Source organism: Alteripontixanthobacter muriae, assembly GCF_013336795.1.
Lineage (GTDB): Bacteria > Pseudomonadota > Alphaproteobacteria > Sphingomonadales > Sphingomonadaceae > Pseudopontixanthobacter > Pseudopontixanthobacter muriae.
In genome coordinates, this window is record NZ_JAAFZT010000004.1 from 1 (window position 1) to 17,117 (window position 17,117).

Consider the following 17,117-nt stretch of genomic DNA (forward strand, 5'->3'; position numbering starts at 1 on the left):
GAGGTTTGGCGACCCGCTACGACAAACGAGCCGACAACTTTCTGGCCGCCATCAAGCTCTTCTCAGCACGTCTCTGGATCAACGCTTACGAGTCTACTGCCTAGCACCTTCCGTTCCGACGACGAGAGCGCGCGATGCTGCGCTTCCGCCAGATGAAGGCGCTACAGAAGTTCGCCTCCGTTCATGCCAATGTCCGCAACCACTTCAGCTCCGAACGCCACCTCATCGACAGACAGACTTACAAGACCCGCCGCTCGGCTGCCCTTGCCGAGTGGCAGAACCTCATGGCCTGAGCTATGCCGGGGAGGGGGAGAGCTGCGTCGATCAGAGACAAGTTGCGATTAGACTTACAGCACCCCCGTGCGCCTTATTCAGGCCCATTCTAACGACGGAAAGTCTGCTTCCGGTGCGTTTCCTCTCGAGACGAATCATCAGGTAATGATTATTTGAACTGGATAGACATGAAAGCCGTCGAGGCAAAGCTACCTGCCGCGAACGCCGCCTGATCAATGCCTGAGGAGAAGCCATGACTTACGTGAACGGGTTCATCGTCGCCGTCCCTGCCGACAACAAGGACGCCTATAAAGAAACAGCCGAACAGTTCTGGGAGCTTGTGAAGGATTTCGGCGCCCTCTCTCAGGTAGAATGCTGGGAGGCCGACGTGAAAGACGGGCACACGACCGATTTCCGCCGTGCAGTGAAGGCCGAGGAGGGCGAGAAGATCGTATTCTCCTGGGTCACCTGGCCGGACCAGAAAACTGCCGATGCTGCCGAAAAGAAGATGATGGAAGACCCGCGGATGGAAGGATTCGGCGACATGCCATTCGACGGCAAACGCATGATCTATGGCGGTTTCGAACCTCTGGTATGGAAAGAAGCGTGATGTCGTTGACGTCGGTTGAGGCATCTTGAAACACGATAGGGATAGCGGAATGCCGCAGTACACGTTCTTCACGAACCCGATGAGCCGCGGTCAGATTGTTCGCTGGGCGCTGCACGAGGTCAGCGCTGATTACGAAACAGAGCTTGTCGATTGGCAGGACAAGTCGGATCGGTTCATTCGCGCCAATCCGATGGGCAAGGTCCCGACGCTGATCCATCACGATGTCGATCATGTCCATGTCGTCACCGAATGCGCAGCGATCTGCCATTATCTTGCAGAAATGCACCCCGATGTGCGACTGCTTGCCGAACATCACGAAAAGGCAGATTACTTCCGCCTCTTGTTCTTTGCCGCCGGACCGGTGGAGCAGGCTGCCACGAGCAAGACCATGGGATGGTCGGTGGATGACCCTCAAAAGCAAGGCATGCTCGGCTTTGGGGATTACGATCGTGCAATGAATTCTTTCGAAATGCTGCTTGCCGATCGCAATTACGTCTGCGGCGATCGGTTTACAATGGCTGACGTCTATGTCGGCAGCCAGGTAGACTGGGGTCTGCAGTTCGGTTCAATTCCCTCGCGCCCTGTATTCGAGAAATATGCCGAGCGACTCCGCGACCGCGGTGCCTACAAACAGGCAAGGTTCATCGATCAGCAGTTGATCGAGGGGGGTCGGAATAGTTGAGAAACTCACGGCCTCGGTTTGGTTCGATCCGAGGCGGTCGCAGACTTCTATGCGCAGATTAACCTGCACAGCAGCGAAGGCGTGGTTTCCCGCGCCTCAGCTATTCCGACAACTTATGAGGGTATCAGCCGTAGCTCTCATTTTTTACTCTCAGCGCGACACGGATCGGACCACATCGTGCAAGGCTCCAGACAAAAAGAGCACGGGCAATTGATCCCTTCGCGCGAAAATTCAGCTAAACAGTGAACGGACGTCTGCTTGCGGGCTCGGCTCGAGAAGTGGCTCTACGACCGCAAATGGGGCGCAAAGCTGTCAGTCGGACTGATGCTGATCCACTGCACAAGCGTTGGAAGCCGCTAGTTCGATTGGCGCAGTTGTTCCTCGATTAGTGCTGACACATCATTCGCTGCTTGCATGATCGGCTGATTGGCGAGTTGCGCGTAGCGCGCAGTGGTCTGCACCTGAGTGTGTCCGAGCAACTTTCCGATCATCGGCAAGCTCTGACCGTTGCTTACAGCCACGGAGGGGAAGGTATGCCGCAGGTCGTGAATACGCGCGTTCTTGAGACCGGCCCTTCCTCGCACCCGCTGCCAGAACGGCTGTAGATCTGTCAGGTGCGAGCCTGGGTTGCGGCCGGCGATTACCCATGGGTTATCGTTGATCCGCTCCATCACCGAAAGTACTCCAGCCGCTGCTGCACCGAGGTGCACTTCCTTTGCGCCAGTCTTGCTGTCCGGCAGGCGCAGCAGGCCCGCCTTCAAGTCGACGTAGTCCCAGCGCAGGGTCAAGCACTCGGCCAATCGCTTGCCACTCTCCCGCCGAGAAGTAGCGCTCGCGCTTTTTCTCTGGGTATTTCTTGATGTGCCTGCGGGGATTGGTGCCATCCGGACGCAAACCTCAAAGTTCGGCCAGATTGAACATCTTGGAGATGATCTCGATGTTCCGGTTCGCCTGATAAGGCCGGTGCCGCCAGTCGTGGTGATATTTCGCTATATCAGCGCGGCTGACGTCAATGATCCGCAAGTGGCCGATCGCCGGAAGGATGAAGAGCTTCAGGTTCCGGCGGTATTCCTTCGCGGTGCTCTCCTTTGAGGTGAACAGCGATGTGTTCTTCATCGAAGCGGTCAGCAAGATCGCGCACGGCAAGAGCGGCCCGCTTTTCTCGTTTCTCCGCCACCGGGTCGATATCGTGCCGCAGTTTCACCAGAGCTTCGAGTGCCAGGCCTCGGGCCTGATCAGGCGTGATCGCGCCGAACCGGCCAAGGCTCATCCGGCGCGAGGTTTTATCAAACCGGTACTGGAGCACGAACTGCTTGCGCCCGGTCGGGAAGACCCGGAAACCGAAGCCGGAGAGTTCGCTATCCCAGACGAAGTAGTCCTTATCTTCTGCTTCTAGAGCCTCAATTTGTCGTTTAGTTAGCTTGGCCAAATACACCTCCTGTTACCAGTGGTGGTTTCGCGGCTCGATCCGTAAGCAAATAGGAAGCAGGCGGGAGCGAAGTGTAGCGAAACCTTGCGTAGACACACAGTCGCGAGTGGCTTTGGTAGTCAACGTAACGCGCCGAAAATAAGGAGATAAAGGTAGTAGGGCGTGTTCAGCCGTAGGGCCGGGGTAGAGCACTCATAACCTGAAGGTCGTTGGTTCAAATCCAACCCCCGCAACCACCATCTGCAAACACTTACAGCTCCTCAAGCGCCGCGCTGGTGGGGCCGTTTCCGTTTGAGAGCCGCGCGCTAGGGGATTTTTCGATAGGATCCTGCCGACTCCATGGCGTTGGGGCACGAAAAGACTGCCTTTCCGTTGCGGGCGAACTTATCGGGAGCAGCGGAAGCGGACGGCAATTATCACCAAAAGCGGCCTTTCCGCTAACGACCCAATTGCGGACGTTGAGACTAGGGTGCGTCAGTCGTTCTGCGGATGCACAGACTGCGCAATTTCCCATCCACATCAAAAAGCCAAGAAGTCTCAACTGAGGTCGTCAGCAAACCATATTAAACGACGATAAGGCCTCGTCTCACCTCGCCTTGATGTTCGCACTCTTCGGCCAGATAGTGCGGTTCGCCCTTGGGAAACAAACGATCATCACGGGACATTCGCCACTCACGTGCTTCGGCTTCTGCTTGCAGCGCTCTGACCGTTGAACCAAGAGGAATGATCTCGAGGAGCCGTTCCTTCGTCGCGTCAACACAGAACGATGAGGGCTGACGATATTCGTAGCTTCAGTGATCATGTCCGCCCATTTCGAGGGGCGAGCGCCACCTGCTTGACCAGCGGCACTGGCCTCCTGCCAACAAGGGGGCTCCTATGCGGCTTTAGTCTTAGCCAGTCGCTGCAACGCGGTGACCACATGCCAGCCGTCCCCCGTGCAGTGCTTGAGTAACTGCATCAGCGTAAGGCAGCTCGTGTTATCTAGACAACACGCGCTGTAAGAGCTGCGCGGCAGGTATGCTTCGCTGCTCGAGCTGCCGTGTTTACCTGAATTTAACCTAGCGGCCCCAATCTTTGGCAAAGGCGATCGAGGGGAGGCGCTCACATGCAATCGGACTCGTTTTATTACACCCGCAGGGCAGTTCAGGAAGAACTCAGGGCCGCGGCCGCGATCAGCGATCTTTCTCGGAAACGCCACGAGCAGCTGGCACGAAGTTTTCGCGCGCGGATTGACGATCTTCAAGCCGCGTAATTGAATTTCTATTTCGCGCAGATCAGAAAGCATTGTAGCTCGCCTGAAGTTTACTAAAAATCGATTGAACCCCATCGGCACTGTCAGAATGGCCGCATGTACAATTGCGCAGCCTGTAATAGATCGAAGCAGCAGAAGTGCCGGCACGGCTCGGTGGCTCCCGTGCCTTTCGGTAGCCGACGTCTCTTTCGCTGATACGCACGATCCACGCCAATCGTGAACGACGGGTCGCTTCAGATCTTGCCGACAGCAAGATTACAACATGCTCCTCCCCGCCTCACAAGCTGCAAGCGACCGCTTCGCTTGCATGGGGTCACGCCTGGTTCGGGCGAGACTCGGCTTGAAGCTGCGGAAGCCAATCTGTTTAATCGACCCAAGACCGATGCTGTAAAGAGCTCTTGACTGACAAGACCTCTTTACAGTAAAGAGTTCTTGTCACCTCGGAGGCAAGGCTTGAAGAACAGACTGAAGATTTACCGAGACGATCGGGGATGGAGTCAGGGTGAACTGGCACGTCGCCTTGGCGTTTCGCGCCAGACGATCAATGCGGTTGAAACCGACAAATATGATCCATCTCTTCCGCTGGCCCTGCGTATGGCCATGCTGTTCGGCACCGATGTGACGGATATTTTCATCGATAAATGGGAGCCCACAGAATGACCGCATCACATCCGCAGAAATCGCTGCCCCGGCGGCTCGCATTGCCGGTGATAGCCGGCGCTGCAGGCGGTTTTCTGGCCTCCATGGCGTTCCTGCAACTCACCGACCTCCCCGAGACGGGCGGGCTGGGTGCCTCTCGTGAGATCGGCGGTCTGGTCGGACTGGTTTACGTACTCTGCGCTTTGGCCGTCGGTCTGGGAACAGTCAGTCCGAAGATCGGCGCACGTATCCTGAATGTCGAGAATGCCGATGAACTTCGTGAGCAGCGGCTGCTGCTGGGCCTGAGTTCGGTTGGAATGCTGGCCTTCGGCACAGCGCTCGTCCTGCTGGCCCTGGCTGCGCCGATCGGACCCTTGGATGCTGCTGTCGCTGCGGGCGCAAGCGGCTTGCTGATTGTCTGTGCCATCGTGATCGGCTTGCGATCACTGCGCCTGAACGATGAAATGCAACGGGCCTTGTCCCGCGACGCATCGGCGACGGCTTTCAACCTCCTGTTCCTGATCGGAGGCTGCTGGTCCATTCTCGCCCACACCGGTTTTGCCGATGCCCCTGCACCGCTGGATTGGCTCACCATGTTCGCAGTCTTCATGCTGGCAGGGGCATTCTGGCAGGGTGCGCGCCGCGGATTGATGCTTCGTGGCCCGAACTGAAGAAATCATCCACTTGATTGGTGAGCGATGCACATGCTCTGCGCGCTGCTTCCAGCTTTATCCAGGTGCAGTGCCAGGCGTCTGACGGAACAGAGTGTCGGCTAAGCCATTGGTCCGCTTATGAATGAGAACGAATTGAGCGTCCTGGCCTGGGGTATCGGGCTGCTTTTTGCCTATGGCCTGTTCCACATGTTCGGCCTCGAGCTGATCCGATGGGCAAAGCCGCGGCAGGACAGGCATAGACACCTGGGGCTGCTGTTCACTTTCTGGGGACTGGCCGTTCTTCATCTGGTCGAGATCGCAATCGGCGCAGGGCTGCTCTACTACCTGCTGTCGGCTCCCGATTACGGCTCGCTCAGCGACGGGTTCGGCAGTACTGCTGTCGATTATCTGTATTTCGCAGGAGCATCGTTCAGCACTCTCGGTTATACCAATCTGGAGGCACATGGCGCGATCAGGCTCCTGGTCATGATGCTTTCGCTCAGCGGCTTCATGCTGATTACTTGGTCGGCCACCTTCATTTATACGATCTGGGGCGAAAGCTTCAGGAAAACGGATTGACCAGTCTAGGTCTTGCGAAAGGCCACGGCGAAGCTCCACCATAGCATTCCCACGATCAACACGCTGATGGCTGCGCCCCAGAACCAGTAGGGAAGCAGCAGGACATCAGCGATCACGCCCGTGTCGGAAGGGTGCAACTGCCCGCCGATGCTCCCCCCCGAACTGAACAGATAGCCGAATTGCTTTCAGACGCTGATACAGGCCTGCACGCCAAGCAGCTGAATACCGAAGCGCTGCTGGGGTGCCGTGCCGCGCCGGGCAAGGACGAGAATTGCGATCCCCAGGGCCGGCAGAACCAGCCAGCCCGTCAGTGAGCTTACCCAGATGATCGTTGACAGGATCAGTGCCGCGCCCAGAATTGTCAGGGCCATGCGCGTGTGCCTCGCTGTGCGCGATGCAACGATCAGAAGCGAGCCGGCGATTGCCGGGCCCAGGGGTCCGCTCGCTGCGATCAGTGCTTCAGTCAGCCGCGATGCTCCATAAGGGCGCAGCGACAGCGCGACGCCGGATCCGTCGGGATATATAAGAAGCCTCTCGAAGCGGGAGCCTGACAGCATGGCCGCGATACCATGACCCATCTCATGGAACCAGGTTGCCAGGATCGTGAACGGATAAAGCAGAATGCTGCCGAAACTGGTCTGCCACAGCATGACCGATGCGAGCGCAATGCCCAGCAGCACGCCGATACGTTGTTGATGGTCCTGTTCGGCGAGAGTGCTGGTCATCTAGGCTCCGATTACGCGCATTCTTGTCACGGGCAGCCTGTATATGGCCTGACCCGGCTTCTTGTCATGGCGGACAATCGTGGCCTGTCCCATGCATTGACTTGCATTTTGCGCCATCATGCAGATGAGTGCGCGAATGAAATTCGATTTCGAGACATTTCTCGCCGCCTCGCCAAATCCCTATGTCATTCTGGATCCCGAACTCGTGATGGTCTGGATGAACGACGCCTACCTCGGCGCCACGATGCGTTCACGCGGTGAACTGGTCGGGCGCAAGATGTTCGACGCGTTTCCGGTAGATGAAGCGAGCGAAAGCTTCCGCTTGCTCAGAACATCTTTGGACCGCGTCCGCGAAACGTGCGAAGTGGATGAAATTGCCCTGATCCGGTATGATATCGAGACGCCGGATGGAACAAAGGATGTGCGTTACTGGAGCGCGACGCACACACCGATTTGCGAAGATGGCGAGCTTCGCTATATCATGCAACATACGGTGGATGTGACTGAACTGCAGCAGTTGCGCCAGGTGGGCGATGCCATGGGCATCATTCGCCGCGCGAATGCCGTTCAGGAACAGAACCGCAGCCTGCAGACGGAAGCCAAGCGCCTGCTGGATTTCTTCGAACAGGCGCCGGGTTTCACTGCCGTGCTGGTGGGGCCGGAACACCGCTTCGGCATGGTCAACGAAGCATATTGCGACCTGGTCGGACGCAAGGATCTGATCGGGAAGGAAGTGGAGGACGCACTTCCTGAAATCGCCGATCAGGGCTTCATCGATATTCTGAACACCGCCTATGCTACAGGTGAGCCTTATTTCGGGCGCGGGGAGGGTGTGCATCTCAAGTCAGCAGGGGGCGACGCCACCGAATTACGCTACCTCAATTTCATCTTCCAGCCTATTTTCGATGATCATGACGCTGTGAGCGGTATCATCATCCAAGGCTATGATGTGACGCAGGAAACGCAAGCGCAGGAACGACAGGAACTGCTCGTCAATGAACTGAACCACCGGGTGAAGAATACTCTCGCCATCGTTCAGGGCCTTGCCATGCAATCGTTCAGGACACCGGATTCGCAGGCAGAGCGCCGTGTTTTCGAGGCTCGCCTCATGACCTTGGCCGCAGCGCACAGCCTGCTGACCAAAGGGAGCTGGGGCGATGCGAGCGTGGACGAGATTGTCTGCAAATCCGCCGAAGCCACTCTGGGTGAGGCGATGAACCGCATCCGTTCGAAAGGCGATGCCATTCGCTTGCCTCCTCAGACAGCGGTATCGCTGGCGATGGTCGTCCATGAACTCTGCACCAATGCGCTGAAATATGGCGCCCTTTCGAATGAGACCGGCATCGTCGATGTGCAATGGTCGATCGGCAGGGGGGAAGAACGGCAATTCTGCCTCGAATGGAAAGAGAGTGGAGGCCCAGTCGTTGCGGCGCCGGAGAGAGCAGGGTTCGGATCGCGCCTCATTTCGCGCGGAATCGGGGACCAGTCGAAAAGTTCGGTGGACATGCAATATGAACCCGACGGTCTGCGCTGCAGGGTCACCACGATGCTCGGTTCGGACTGACTTTCGCATTAGCTGGTTTTCGTGCCGCTCGGGCGAGGAATGCTGGCCTGATCGGAACCAAACTGCACTTCTTTTCGCTTCGTGAGCAAACGGAGTAGAAAATCATGAGCAAAACCAGCGACAACGCGCCGCAGCCGCCGCTGCCCGAACAGCAGCAGAACATTCCCGGCAAGACGAGCGAAATGCACCCCGTGCCCGACCACGGGGAAGACAGCTACCGCGGGTCGGGACGCCTGCAGGGCAAATCAGCCGTGATCACGGGAGGCGACAGCGGCATCGGCCGGGCGGTCGCCATCGCCTTCGCCCGTGAGGGGGCCGATGTGCTCGTATCCTATCTGTCCGAAGACGAAGACGCGAAACAGACAGCCGAATGGGTCGAGAAAGCGGGACAGCGATGCGTGCTCATGCCCGGTGACATCAGCAAGGCGGATCACTGCCGCAAGATCATCGACAAGGCGGTCGGAGAATTTGGGAAGATTGACATATTGGTGAACAACGCAGCGCACCAGATGACTTTCGAGAGCCTGTCCGACATTCCGGACGAGGATTGGGAGAAGACCTTCGCCACCAACATTCACGCGATGTTCTATCTGGTGAAAGCCGCATTGCCGCATTTCAATGAAGGCGCGTCGATCATCAATACCGCGTCGATCAATTCGGACGACCCCAATCCGACGCTGCTGCCCTATGCGACGACGAAAGGGGCGATACAGAACTTCACCGCCGGGCTTGCCCAATTGCTGGCGGACAAGCATGTGCGCGTGAATTGCGTCGCGCCGGGGCCGGTCTGGACGCCGTTGATCCCCTCCACCATGCCGCCGGAAACCGTTGCGAACTTCGGCAAGAGCTATCCTATCGGAAGGCCCGCTCAACCGGCGGAACTTGCCGCACCCTACGTGATGCTTGCCGCCGACGAGGCCAGCTACATCTCCGGTGCGACGATCGCCGTGACGGGGGGCAAACCTCTCATCTGACCGGGTACCCACGGGGCCTTCCGCACCATGACCGTCTTAAACAGGTCGGAATCAAGATGATTGCTGAGCCAAATCTGAAGACTGGGTAGCGGCTGCGCGTCGAACCATTTGCGGTCCACTGCGGCGAATTGCCGGATGAAGGGCATTATCGCGATATCGGCAAAGCCGCGCTGCGATCCGCACAGCTGACCTTCCGCGGCCAATCTCTTGTCGAGTGCTGCGAGAAGGGCATACCCATTCTCCCGGTGAGATAGCGCCTCGGCGCTGCCGCGTTCGTTGTATTTGTAGCCGTCGAGATCGTGTTTGAACGGCCCGTCATTCCTGGCGATCAGTTCCGCATCGTCGCGAGCCAGCCAGCCTTCCGGATCGTCCTGCCCCAGAGCCCAGCGCATGATCGCGACGCTTTCTTCCAGAACCGTATCATCTGGCAGCACCAGAACGGGCACGGTACCCTTGGGCGAAGCGTCCAGCATCGCCTGCGGCTTGTCGCGCAACCTGACCTCTCGAAGCTCGCTGCTGATGCCGCTGATCGTCAGCGCCATACGGGCGCGCATGGCATAGGGGCAGCGGCGGAAGCTGTAGAGGACGGGATGGGGCCGGCTGGTCATGCGATTACCCTGCCTCACCCTCGTCTGCCTGCTTGTCCGCCCCCTCAGGCCCGCAAACGGGACAGGCCATGCCGATGTTTCCGGAAGCTGCGACGACATCATCCCTGCTCACCGCCCGGCCGCAATCGGGGCACATGGCGTGGGTGCCGGGGGCAAGACCGTGCCCGATCGCCACCCGCTGGTCGAAGACATAGCATTCGCCGCGCCAGAGGCTGAGTTCCTCCGGCACCTTTTCCAGATAGGCGAGGATGCCGCCTTTCAGATGATACACATCCTCCACACCCTCCTGCTTCAGGAAAGCGGTGGATTTCTCGCAGCGGATTCCCCCGGTGCAATACATCGCGACCTTGGGTGTCTTTCCCTTGGCGAGCAGGCTTTCGCGGGCATTCCGGAACCATGCGGGGAAATCGCGAAAACTGCGGGTCTTGGGGTCGACAGCATTGTCGAAGCTGCCGATCGCCACCTCATATTCGTTGCGGGTATCGATGACGATCGTGTCCGGATCGGAGATCAGGGCGTTCCAGTCTCTCGGTTCGACATAGGTGCCGGCACTCGCGAGTGGATCCACGCCGGTTACGCCCATGGTGACGATTTCGGATTTGAGGCGCACCTTCATCCGCTGAAACGGCATGGCGGAAGCGCGGGACATCTTCACGTCGAGATCGGCGCAGCCGGGCAGCGCCCGGATATAATCCAGCACCCGGGCGACCTGCTCCTGCGATCCGGCGATGGTGCCATTGATGCCTTCCGCAGCCAGCAGCAGGGTTCCGCGCAGGTTCTCGTTCCTGCATATCTGTTCCAGCGGCTCACGCATGTGCACGTAATCGTCGAAGCGAGTGAATCGATAGAGCGCAGCCACGCTGATGGGGGCTGCCGCAGACGGCGCGGGATCGTGCATGGCCGCTTCCATAGCGCCGCGAACCGCTTTCGTCAGCACTTGTGAACTCTAGTGCTTCGCTGTAGCCACTGCGCTGAAGGGCACCAGGCGCTGCCTGTCTTCATCCCAAAGCTTCAGGCGCAGCGTACCCAGGCTTTGCCGCATGGTCACACGGCTGACATCCCGCAATTGGGGGAAAGCGCGAAGCACCTCGGGCAAACGATAGAAGGGGATGCGGCTGGAGAGGTGATGCACGTGATGAACGCCGATATTCGCCGTGAACCAGCGCAATACCGGCGGCAGATCGTAATGCGAACTGCCGTAGATGGCGGCCTCGTGAAACGACCAGCCTTCGTCCTGCTCCCACGAGGTCTGTTCGAATTGGTGCTGGACGTAGAACAGCCACACGCCTGCCGATGCGGCGATCAGAACGATGGGGATATGCACCATGAGGAACGATCCCAGGCCGATCCACCAGATCATGGCCCCTGCGATCAGGGCGATGGCAGCGTTCGTGCCGAGAGCGCTGAGCCAAGGCGACCATCCCCCGCGCATCGAGCCGATCGGAAGGCGGTGGCGCAGGATGAACTGATAGGCGGGGCCGATACCGAGCAGGGCGATGGGACTGCGGTACAGGCGATAACGCCAGCGGTCCTTCGCCGACATCTCGGCAAATTCGCTCACGGTCAGAGTATCGACATCGCCTGTCCCTCTCTTGCCGAGATTGCCGGACGTGGCATGATGCTTCGCATGCGACCTGCGCCAGTAATCGTAGGGGGTCAGCGTCAGCACGCTGACCGCACGCCCGACCCAGTCGTTGGTGCGCCTGCGGCGGAACAGCGCACCGTGGCCGCAATCATGCTGGATGAGGAACAGGCGAAGCAACAAGCCGCCAGCGGGGAGCGTCAGCACAAATCCGATCCAGATGCCGCGCGAAAGCGCCAAATGGATCAGCGCCCACAGCAGCACGAAAGGCACAGCGGTGACGAGGATTTCCATCACGCTCCGCCTTGTGTCCGGCTTGCCATAGGGGGCCAGGTCGCGGAGCAATTGCCGCGCATCGATGGGTATCTGTCTAGTCATGCAGTCCTGTGCTGGATGTGCCCCTCGCCCTCTACCGCCTGTTCGAGGCGATCGACAGCTTGACGGAAGGAAAAAACGTGGAACGGGGGTGCGTCATGTTGCCTGAACGCCTGGCACCGGATCGGGTGCCCTGAGCTTAAAGCAGATCGATGCTTACGCGGTGGTTAACCCGCCGGGTACCCCTCGGAGGCTGGCCGCAGCACACGAGCGCTGACGCAAGGGTGCAACCTCACTCTTCGGACATCGCAACAGGCGTGTCGCGATAAGGCGCTTCGTAAGTGGCCCAATCTCCCTTGCCGGGTGATCGAGGCACCTTTCCTGCACGGCTTTGCACGCTGCCGCTCCGGTTCAGCCGTTCCTCGTGCAGATGAACCTTTGCGACCATATTGGCGGAAATGGGCGCAGTGATGAACAGGAAGATGGACACGAGAAGTTCATGCGCCGACCAGACTTCCTGTGTCAGCTGGAAGAACAGAACCGACGCGAGGAGGATACCGCCGAGGCCGAGCGTCGTCGCCTTGGTCGGACCATGCAGCCGTTCCATCAGAGTGGGCATGCGAACCAGGCCCCAGCTGCCGACAAGCGCAAAACCGGCCCCCAGGACGATAAGTAAGCTCGTGAACAATTCAGCAAGGAAGCCGGGTTCGATCATTCGATGATGTCTCCACGCAACAGGAACTTGCAATAGGCGACGGTGCCGACGAAGCCGACCATCGCCAGCAGAAGGGCCGCCTCGAACGCAACGCCGTCATTGGTAACGATGCCGAACAAGACGATCAGCGCGATGGCGTTGATGACCATGGTGTCGAGTGCCACGATCCGGTCCCCCACCGTCGGCCCGCGCAACAGGCGCCACAGATTGAAGGCGAAGGCCAGGGCAAGGCAGGCGAAGCCGAAGTAAATCGCATAGCTGATCATATGAACACCTTCTTCAAGCGGGCTTCATACCGGGCTTTGATCCGGGCAATCTCGGCACCGGGATCGGCGGCATCCAGAGCATGGACGAGCAGATATTTGCCGCAGGCCGACACATCGACCGACACGGTCCCCGGGGTGAGGCTGATCGTGCCGGCAAGCACGGTTATTGCTTCCGGCGTGTCCAGGTCCAGAGGGATCGGCAGCCAGGCAGCCTTCAGATTGCTATCCCGCCGGAACAGGATGATCGCGGCGACCTGAAAATTCGCCATGACGATGTCCCACAAGACCAGCGCGACGAACGGAATGGCATAGCGGAACCGCACTTGCGGTCGCCGCGGCCAGAACGGTGCGGTGAATATCGGCAACACGATACCGATAAGGATCCCGATGAGCAGGGCGCCGAAGGACAGGGTGTTGGCCAGGAGCAGCCAGACCACGGCGAGGAGAACGGACAGGCCCGGATGAGGAATCAGGCGCCGCATGTCAGCCCACCCCCAGAACGGCATCGACGGTGTTCGCGCTGTTCATGACCTGCATCGCAGCGGCTTCGCCATAGGCGGTGACCGGACCGGCGGCGATGGAGAGCGCGCCCATGAGACAGAGTGCGATCACCGCCGCCGCCATGTCGGACCGTGCCACCCGTGCCGGAGCTGCATCGTCGGTCACCGGCCCTTCTTTCCAGAAAACCGCACTGCCGGCCCGCGCAAAGCCGATAACGCCGATCAGCGTGGTAGCCAGAATTACGGCCCAGGCCCAACCCCACCAAGGTGCGTCGGCCACCGAACCCATGATCAGCAGCTTGCCGATAAACCCTGAAAGCGGCGGCAGTCCGACTACGCCGATCGCCACGGCCAGGAACAACAGCGCCACGCTTTGCCTCTCGTGGAAGACAGGACCGGAGCTGATCGTATCGCTGAAACTGCCCCGGCGGCGAGCCACCACATCGGCGATGAAGAACAGCGCCGCGCCGGCAAGTGTCGAATGGACGAGGTAGTAGAGTGCCGCTCCGATCGTGTCGGTCTGCCAGCCCGCCACGGCGATCATCAATGTTCCGGTCGAACCCACGATGGCATAGGCGGCTTGCTCCGAAAGCCTGCGCGCTACGAATACGCCTGAGAACCCGACAATTGCGGTGATGATAGCTGCGGGCAGAAGAAAAGGAGAGGGCACCCATGCTGCCGACCCAGCACCATCGCCGAAGATTTGCGGCACCACGCGGATCAGCGAATAGACGCCGACCTTGGTCATGATGGCGAAAAGCGCCGCCACCGGAGGCGTCGCCACGGCATAGGTACGCGGCAGCCACAGATGCAGCGGGACAAGAGCTGCCTTGAGAGCGAATACGCTGACCAGCAGCAGCCCCGCGACGCGCAGCAGCCACTGATCCTCTGCCCCGATTGCAGCGACGCGCAGACCCATCTGCGCCATGTTCAGCGTGCCGGTCAGCGCATAGAGCAGGCCCAGAGCGATCAGGAACAGCGACGAACCGACGATATTCACGATCACATATTGTACGCCCGCCTTCAGCCTTGCCGAACCCTGTCCATGCAGCATCAGGCCGTAAGACGCGATCAGCAGCACTTCGAAGAACACGAACAGGTTGAACAGATCCCCTGTCAGGAACGCGCCGTTCAGCCCCAGTAGCTGGAATTGCAGCAGCGGATGAAAATGCCAGCCATCGCGGTCCGTTTCGGTTACGACTGCGTGTAGCAGGGCGAGCAGGGACAGGGTGGCCGCCAGCACCAGCATGATCGCGGCCAGACGGTCGACGACCAGCACGATACCAAAAGACGCCTGCCATCCGCCTATTTCGTAAGTCCGGATCACTCCGTCGCTCGCCATGACGAGCAGCGTGACCGCAGCGGCGAGCATCAGCAGGCACGATGTAAAGGATATCGTCACGCCTAGCCAGCGCCTGCGCCGCATGACGAGCAGCGCGAAAGGCGCGGCAAGCGCCGGAACGACGACGGGTGCTATGGCGATATGGTCGGCCAGGCTCACGAGGGGTCGTCCTCGTGCTTGCCCTTCGGGTCGCCGTCCACCTGATCGCTGCCGGTTTCCAGGAAACTACGCAAAGTGAGGATAACCGCCAGTGCGGTCATGCCGAAAGTTATGACGATCGCTGTCAGCACCAACGCCTGGGGAAGCGGGTCGGCATATTCCGTCACGGTCTTCGACCAGATGGGCGCGCGGTCGACCACCAGTCGGCCCGAGGCGAAAAGGAATGTGTTCACGGCATAGGAGAACAGCGTCAGGCCCAGCACGACCTGGAAAGTGCGCCCGCGCAAGGTCAGGTAGATCCCGCCTGCAACCAGCACGCCGATGGCGCTGGCAACCAGGAACTCCAGGCTGATCACGAAGCGTCCTCCTGCTTTTCGGCTTCCTGCATCGCATGCGCGCGTGCGGCGCGCTGCGCGATATGGCTCAATTGGGCCAGCGCAAGCAGCACCGCTCCCAGCACGACCGAAAACACCCCGAGATCGAAGAGCATCGCGGTCGCAAGTTCGAATTCGCCGACCAGCGGAAGAGAAAAATAATCGAAGGCTGTCGACAGGAAATTGGCGTCGAAGGCCAACGCGCCCAGGCCGGTGAAGATGGCGATCAGCACGCCGAAACCGATTAGGTCGTGCTCACCGATCCTGCGCCGCGAATCCGTCCAGTCATACCCTGATGCGAGATATTGCAGCAGGAAGGCGATGGCGACGACCAGCCCGGCAATGAACCCGCCGCCCGGTTCGTTGTGGCCGCGCAGGAAGATGAAAATGCCAGCCACCAGCACCAGTGGAAGCAGGATGCGGGTGGACATCACGAACATCATGGGGTGGCTTTCCGGCGAATGCGGCATGTCTTCCTGCCACGATCGCAGCCGCGCGCCCGCAGCGCCGCGCACGGTAGTATCCAGAAGCGCGTAGATCACCAGCCCGGCAATCCCCAGGACGATAATTTCGCCCATCGTGTCGAAAGCTCGGAAGTCGACAAGCGTTACGTTGACCACGTTGGTTCCGCCGCCGCCGCTATAGCTGTTGGCGAGATGGAACGAGGATATGGGATCATTCGGGTTACGCGTCAGCATGGCCCAAGCCGCGCCGCCGACCCCAAGACCGCCGAGCGCAGCAAATACGCCGTCGCGCACCCGAAGGCCCGTACTGGAGAGCAGCGGCGGCAGTTTCGGCAGCAGGTTGAGCGCCAGCAGCAGCAGCAGGATGGTAACGACCTCCACCGAGATCTGCGTCAGCGCGAGGTCGGGAGCCGAGAAGTAGACAAAGGCGAGCGCGATGACGAGGCCGATCACGCTGATATAGATCAGAGCGCGGAACCGCTGGCGTTCCTCGACCAGGACGGCAATCGTGGCGGCGACCAGCAGCAACCACGCGGCGATGGCGAAGAAAGGAGCGGGCAGAAGCTCGCGCGGGCCGGTCAGGGGAATCGCGCCGCCGCCGGTGCCATCGACGATCATCAGCAAGACGATTGCAAAGGTGGCGAACAGCATCCGCTGCAACGAGGGGCGGTGAATGGCCACGATCAGCTTGCGCACGGCGATATCGCTCGCCTTCATGCCGCGCTGGAACATCGCCCGTGCATCGGCATGACTCTTCGCCGCGTACCAGCGCAGCAGATCCGCGTGCCGCCAGAGGAGAGCTACGCCGATTGCAATCGCCAGCACGCTCATGCCCAGCGCCAGATTGACGCCGTGCCAGAGCGACAGTTCCACGAGCGGTGCCGGTCCGCCGATCACCGCACCTGCCACTGCCGAGACGATGGTGCCGGCCAGCAGCATCGGCAACAGGCCGAGCAATACCGCCAGAACCACCAGCACGGCTGGTGCGGCCAGCATGCCGACGCCGGGATCATGCGCCTTTCCATGCGCCTCATCGTCGCGGGCCCGGCCGAAGAACAGGTGCATGGCGAAACGAAGCGAGTAGGCGACCGAGAAGATGGCGGCGATCGTCGCTACGACCGGGACCAGCCAGTCGATGCCGAACAGCGAGACGTTCAGCGCCTCGTACAGCATCATCTCTTTGGAAATGAAGCCGCCCAGCGGCGGAATTCCGGCCATCGCGCCTGCCGCCAGCGTGCCGATCACGGCTGTCACTGGCATGACCTTGGCCAGCGCGCCCAGCTTGCGAATGTCGCGCGTCCCGCTTTCATGGTCGACGATGCCAGCGGTCATGAACAGCGCCGCCTTGAATGCCGCGTGGTTGAGGACGTGCAGAACCGCCGCGACGGCCGCCGCTTCTAGCGAGAAGCCGA

Annotated in this window: 21 protein-coding genes and 1 pseudogene; 8 read left to right on the forward strand and 14 right to left on the reverse strand. The window is 59.9% G+C overall.

The genetic code is table 11. The annotated features are described in order from the left end of the window. Positions 1-104: 104 nt before the first annotated feature. The 3 genes and pseudogenes from G7A66_RS00935 to G7A66_RS00945 all read left to right on the forward strand — a co-directional run. Positions 105-293 (forward strand): annotated as a pseudogene (locus G7A66_RS00935) (IS6 family transposase); the annotation flags it as partial. A 233-nt stretch (positions 294-526) separates the two neighbouring features. Next, on the forward strand, positions 527-883 hold the full coding sequence (locus G7A66_RS00940; protein WP_174293838.1) for a DUF1428 domain-containing protein: 357 nt from the start codon (positions 527-529) through the stop codon (positions 881-883). Positions 884-932: 49 nt separating this feature from the next. Beyond that, positions 933-1,565 carry a glutathione S-transferase family protein gene (locus tag G7A66_RS00945; RefSeq protein ID WP_174293839.1) on the forward strand — a complete coding sequence of 211 codons (633 nt, stop codon included), beginning with the start codon at positions 933-935 and terminating at the stop codon, positions 1,563-1,565. Positions 1,566-1,921: 356 nt separating this feature from the next. On the opposite strand, the gene G7A66_RS13890 is transcribed toward G7A66_RS00945, so the two are convergent. The 4 genes from G7A66_RS13890 to G7A66_RS00955 form a co-directional block, all read right to left on the reverse strand. Continuing rightward, a complete protein-coding gene (locus G7A66_RS13890; RefSeq protein ID WP_269748135.1) occupies positions 1,922-2,449 on the reverse strand; it encodes a site-specific integrase in 528 nt (175 codons plus the stop codon). Positions 2,450-2,462: 13 nt separating this feature from the next. Further along, a complete protein-coding gene (locus G7A66_RS14560; protein ID WP_206675006.1) occupies positions 2,463-2,681 on the reverse strand; it encodes a tyrosine-type recombinase/integrase in 219 nt (72 codons plus the stop codon). Further along, complete coding sequence (locus G7A66_RS13900) at positions 2,575-3,000, reverse strand: Arm DNA-binding domain-containing protein (protein ID WP_206675007.1); 426 nt, start codon at positions 2,998-3,000, stop codon at positions 2,575-2,577. The genes G7A66_RS14560 and G7A66_RS13900 overlap by 107 nt, the downstream gene beginning before the upstream one ends. An 868-nt stretch (positions 3,001-3,868) precedes the next feature. Next, positions 3,869-4,279, reverse strand: coding sequence for a hypothetical protein (locus G7A66_RS00955; RefSeq protein WP_174293840.1), 411 nt, complete (start codon positions 4,277-4,279; stop codon positions 3,869-3,871). Between the two features lie 420 nt (positions 4,280-4,699). Between G7A66_RS00955 and G7A66_RS00960 the strand changes: the two genes are divergently transcribed. From G7A66_RS00960 to G7A66_RS00970, 3 genes are all read left to right on the forward strand, one after another. Next, positions 4,700-4,906, forward strand: a complete 207-nt coding sequence (locus G7A66_RS00960) for a helix-turn-helix transcriptional regulator (protein ID WP_174293841.1) — start codon at positions 4,700-4,702, stop codon at positions 4,904-4,906. Continuing rightward, positions 4,903-5,556, forward strand: coding sequence for a hypothetical protein (locus G7A66_RS00965; RefSeq protein ID WP_174293842.1), 654 nt, complete (start codon positions 4,903-4,905; stop codon positions 5,554-5,556). Before G7A66_RS00960 ends, G7A66_RS00965 begins: the two co-directional genes overlap by 4 nt. Before the next feature lie 120 nt (positions 5,557-5,676). Continuing rightward, positions 5,677-6,117: an ion channel gene (locus G7A66_RS00970; protein ID WP_206675008.1), complete on the forward strand. Its 441-nt coding sequence runs from the start codon at positions 5,677-5,679 to the stop codon at positions 6,115-6,117. 185 nt (positions 6,118-6,302) lie between these two features. On the opposite strand, the gene G7A66_RS00975 is transcribed toward G7A66_RS00970, so the two are convergent. Beyond that, positions 6,303-6,842 (reverse strand): M50 family metallopeptidase, encoded by a 540-nt coding sequence (locus tag G7A66_RS00975; protein WP_232366565.1) that lies wholly within the window; start codon positions 6,840-6,842, stop codon positions 6,303-6,305. A gap of 136 nt (positions 6,843-6,978) precedes the next feature. On the opposite strand from G7A66_RS00975, the gene G7A66_RS00980 reads away from it, so the two are divergent. Both G7A66_RS00980 and G7A66_RS00985 read left to right on the forward strand, forming a co-directional pair. After that, positions 6,979-8,406 carry a sensor histidine kinase gene (locus G7A66_RS00980; protein ID WP_232366566.1) on the forward strand — a complete coding sequence of 476 codons (1,428 nt, stop codon included), beginning with the start codon at positions 6,979-6,981 and terminating at the stop codon, positions 8,404-8,406. Positions 8,407-8,510: 104 nt separating this feature from the next. Further along, positions 8,511-9,380 (forward strand): glucose 1-dehydrogenase, encoded by an 870-nt coding sequence (locus G7A66_RS00985; protein ID WP_174293845.1) that lies wholly within the window; start codon positions 8,511-8,513, stop codon positions 9,378-9,380. Here G7A66_RS00985 and G7A66_RS00990 read toward each other — a convergent pair. The 9 genes from G7A66_RS00990 to mbhE all read right to left on the reverse strand — a co-directional run. After that, positions 9,329-9,988: a glutathione S-transferase gene (locus tag G7A66_RS00990; RefSeq protein WP_174293846.1), complete on the reverse strand. Its 660-nt coding sequence runs from the start codon at positions 9,986-9,988 to the stop codon at positions 9,329-9,331. The two genes, G7A66_RS00985 and G7A66_RS00990, sit on opposite strands and share 52 nt — an antisense overlap. A 4-nt stretch (positions 9,989-9,992) precedes the next feature. Then, entirely contained in the window at positions 9,993-10,886 is an 894-nt protein-coding gene (gene trhO, locus G7A66_RS00995) for an oxygen-dependent tRNA uridine(34) hydroxylase TrhO (RefSeq protein ID WP_174293847.1), read from the reverse strand. Between the two features lie 48 nt (positions 10,887-10,934). Next, entirely contained in the window at positions 10,935-11,948 is a 1,014-nt protein-coding gene (locus G7A66_RS01000) for a fatty acid desaturase (protein WP_174293848.1), read from the reverse strand. Positions 11,949-12,177: 229 nt separating this feature from the next. Beyond that, positions 12,178-12,600 carry a Na+/H+ antiporter subunit G gene (locus G7A66_RS01005; protein WP_174293849.1) on the reverse strand — a complete coding sequence of 141 codons (423 nt, stop codon included), beginning with the start codon at positions 12,598-12,600 and terminating at the stop codon, positions 12,178-12,180. Then, positions 12,597-12,866 (reverse strand): K+/H+ antiporter subunit F, encoded by a 270-nt coding sequence (locus G7A66_RS01010; protein ID WP_174293850.1) that lies wholly within the window; start codon positions 12,864-12,866, stop codon positions 12,597-12,599. Before G7A66_RS01010 ends, G7A66_RS01005 begins: the two co-directional genes overlap by 4 nt. Continuing rightward, positions 12,863-13,348: a Na+/H+ antiporter subunit E gene (locus G7A66_RS01015; RefSeq protein WP_174293851.1), complete on the reverse strand. Its 486-nt coding sequence runs from the start codon at positions 13,346-13,348 to the stop codon at positions 12,863-12,865. Before G7A66_RS01015 ends, G7A66_RS01010 begins: the two co-directional genes overlap by 4 nt. A gap of 1 nt (position 13,349) precedes the next feature. After that, entirely contained in the window at positions 13,350-14,867 is a 1,518-nt protein-coding gene (locus G7A66_RS01020) for a monovalent cation/H+ antiporter subunit D (RefSeq protein ID WP_174293852.1), read from the reverse strand. Further along, entirely contained in the window at positions 14,864-15,220 is a 357-nt protein-coding gene (locus G7A66_RS01025) for a Na+/H+ antiporter subunit C (protein WP_174293929.1), read from the reverse strand. The genes G7A66_RS01020 and G7A66_RS01025 overlap by 4 nt, the downstream gene beginning before the upstream one ends. Then, positions 15,220-17,117, reverse strand: a 1,898-nt coding sequence (gene mbhE / locus G7A66_RS01030) for a hydrogen gas-evolving membrane-bound hydrogenase subunit E (protein WP_232366567.1), incomplete at its 5' end; no start/stop codon positions are given. The genes mbhE and G7A66_RS01025, both read right to left, overlap by 1 nt.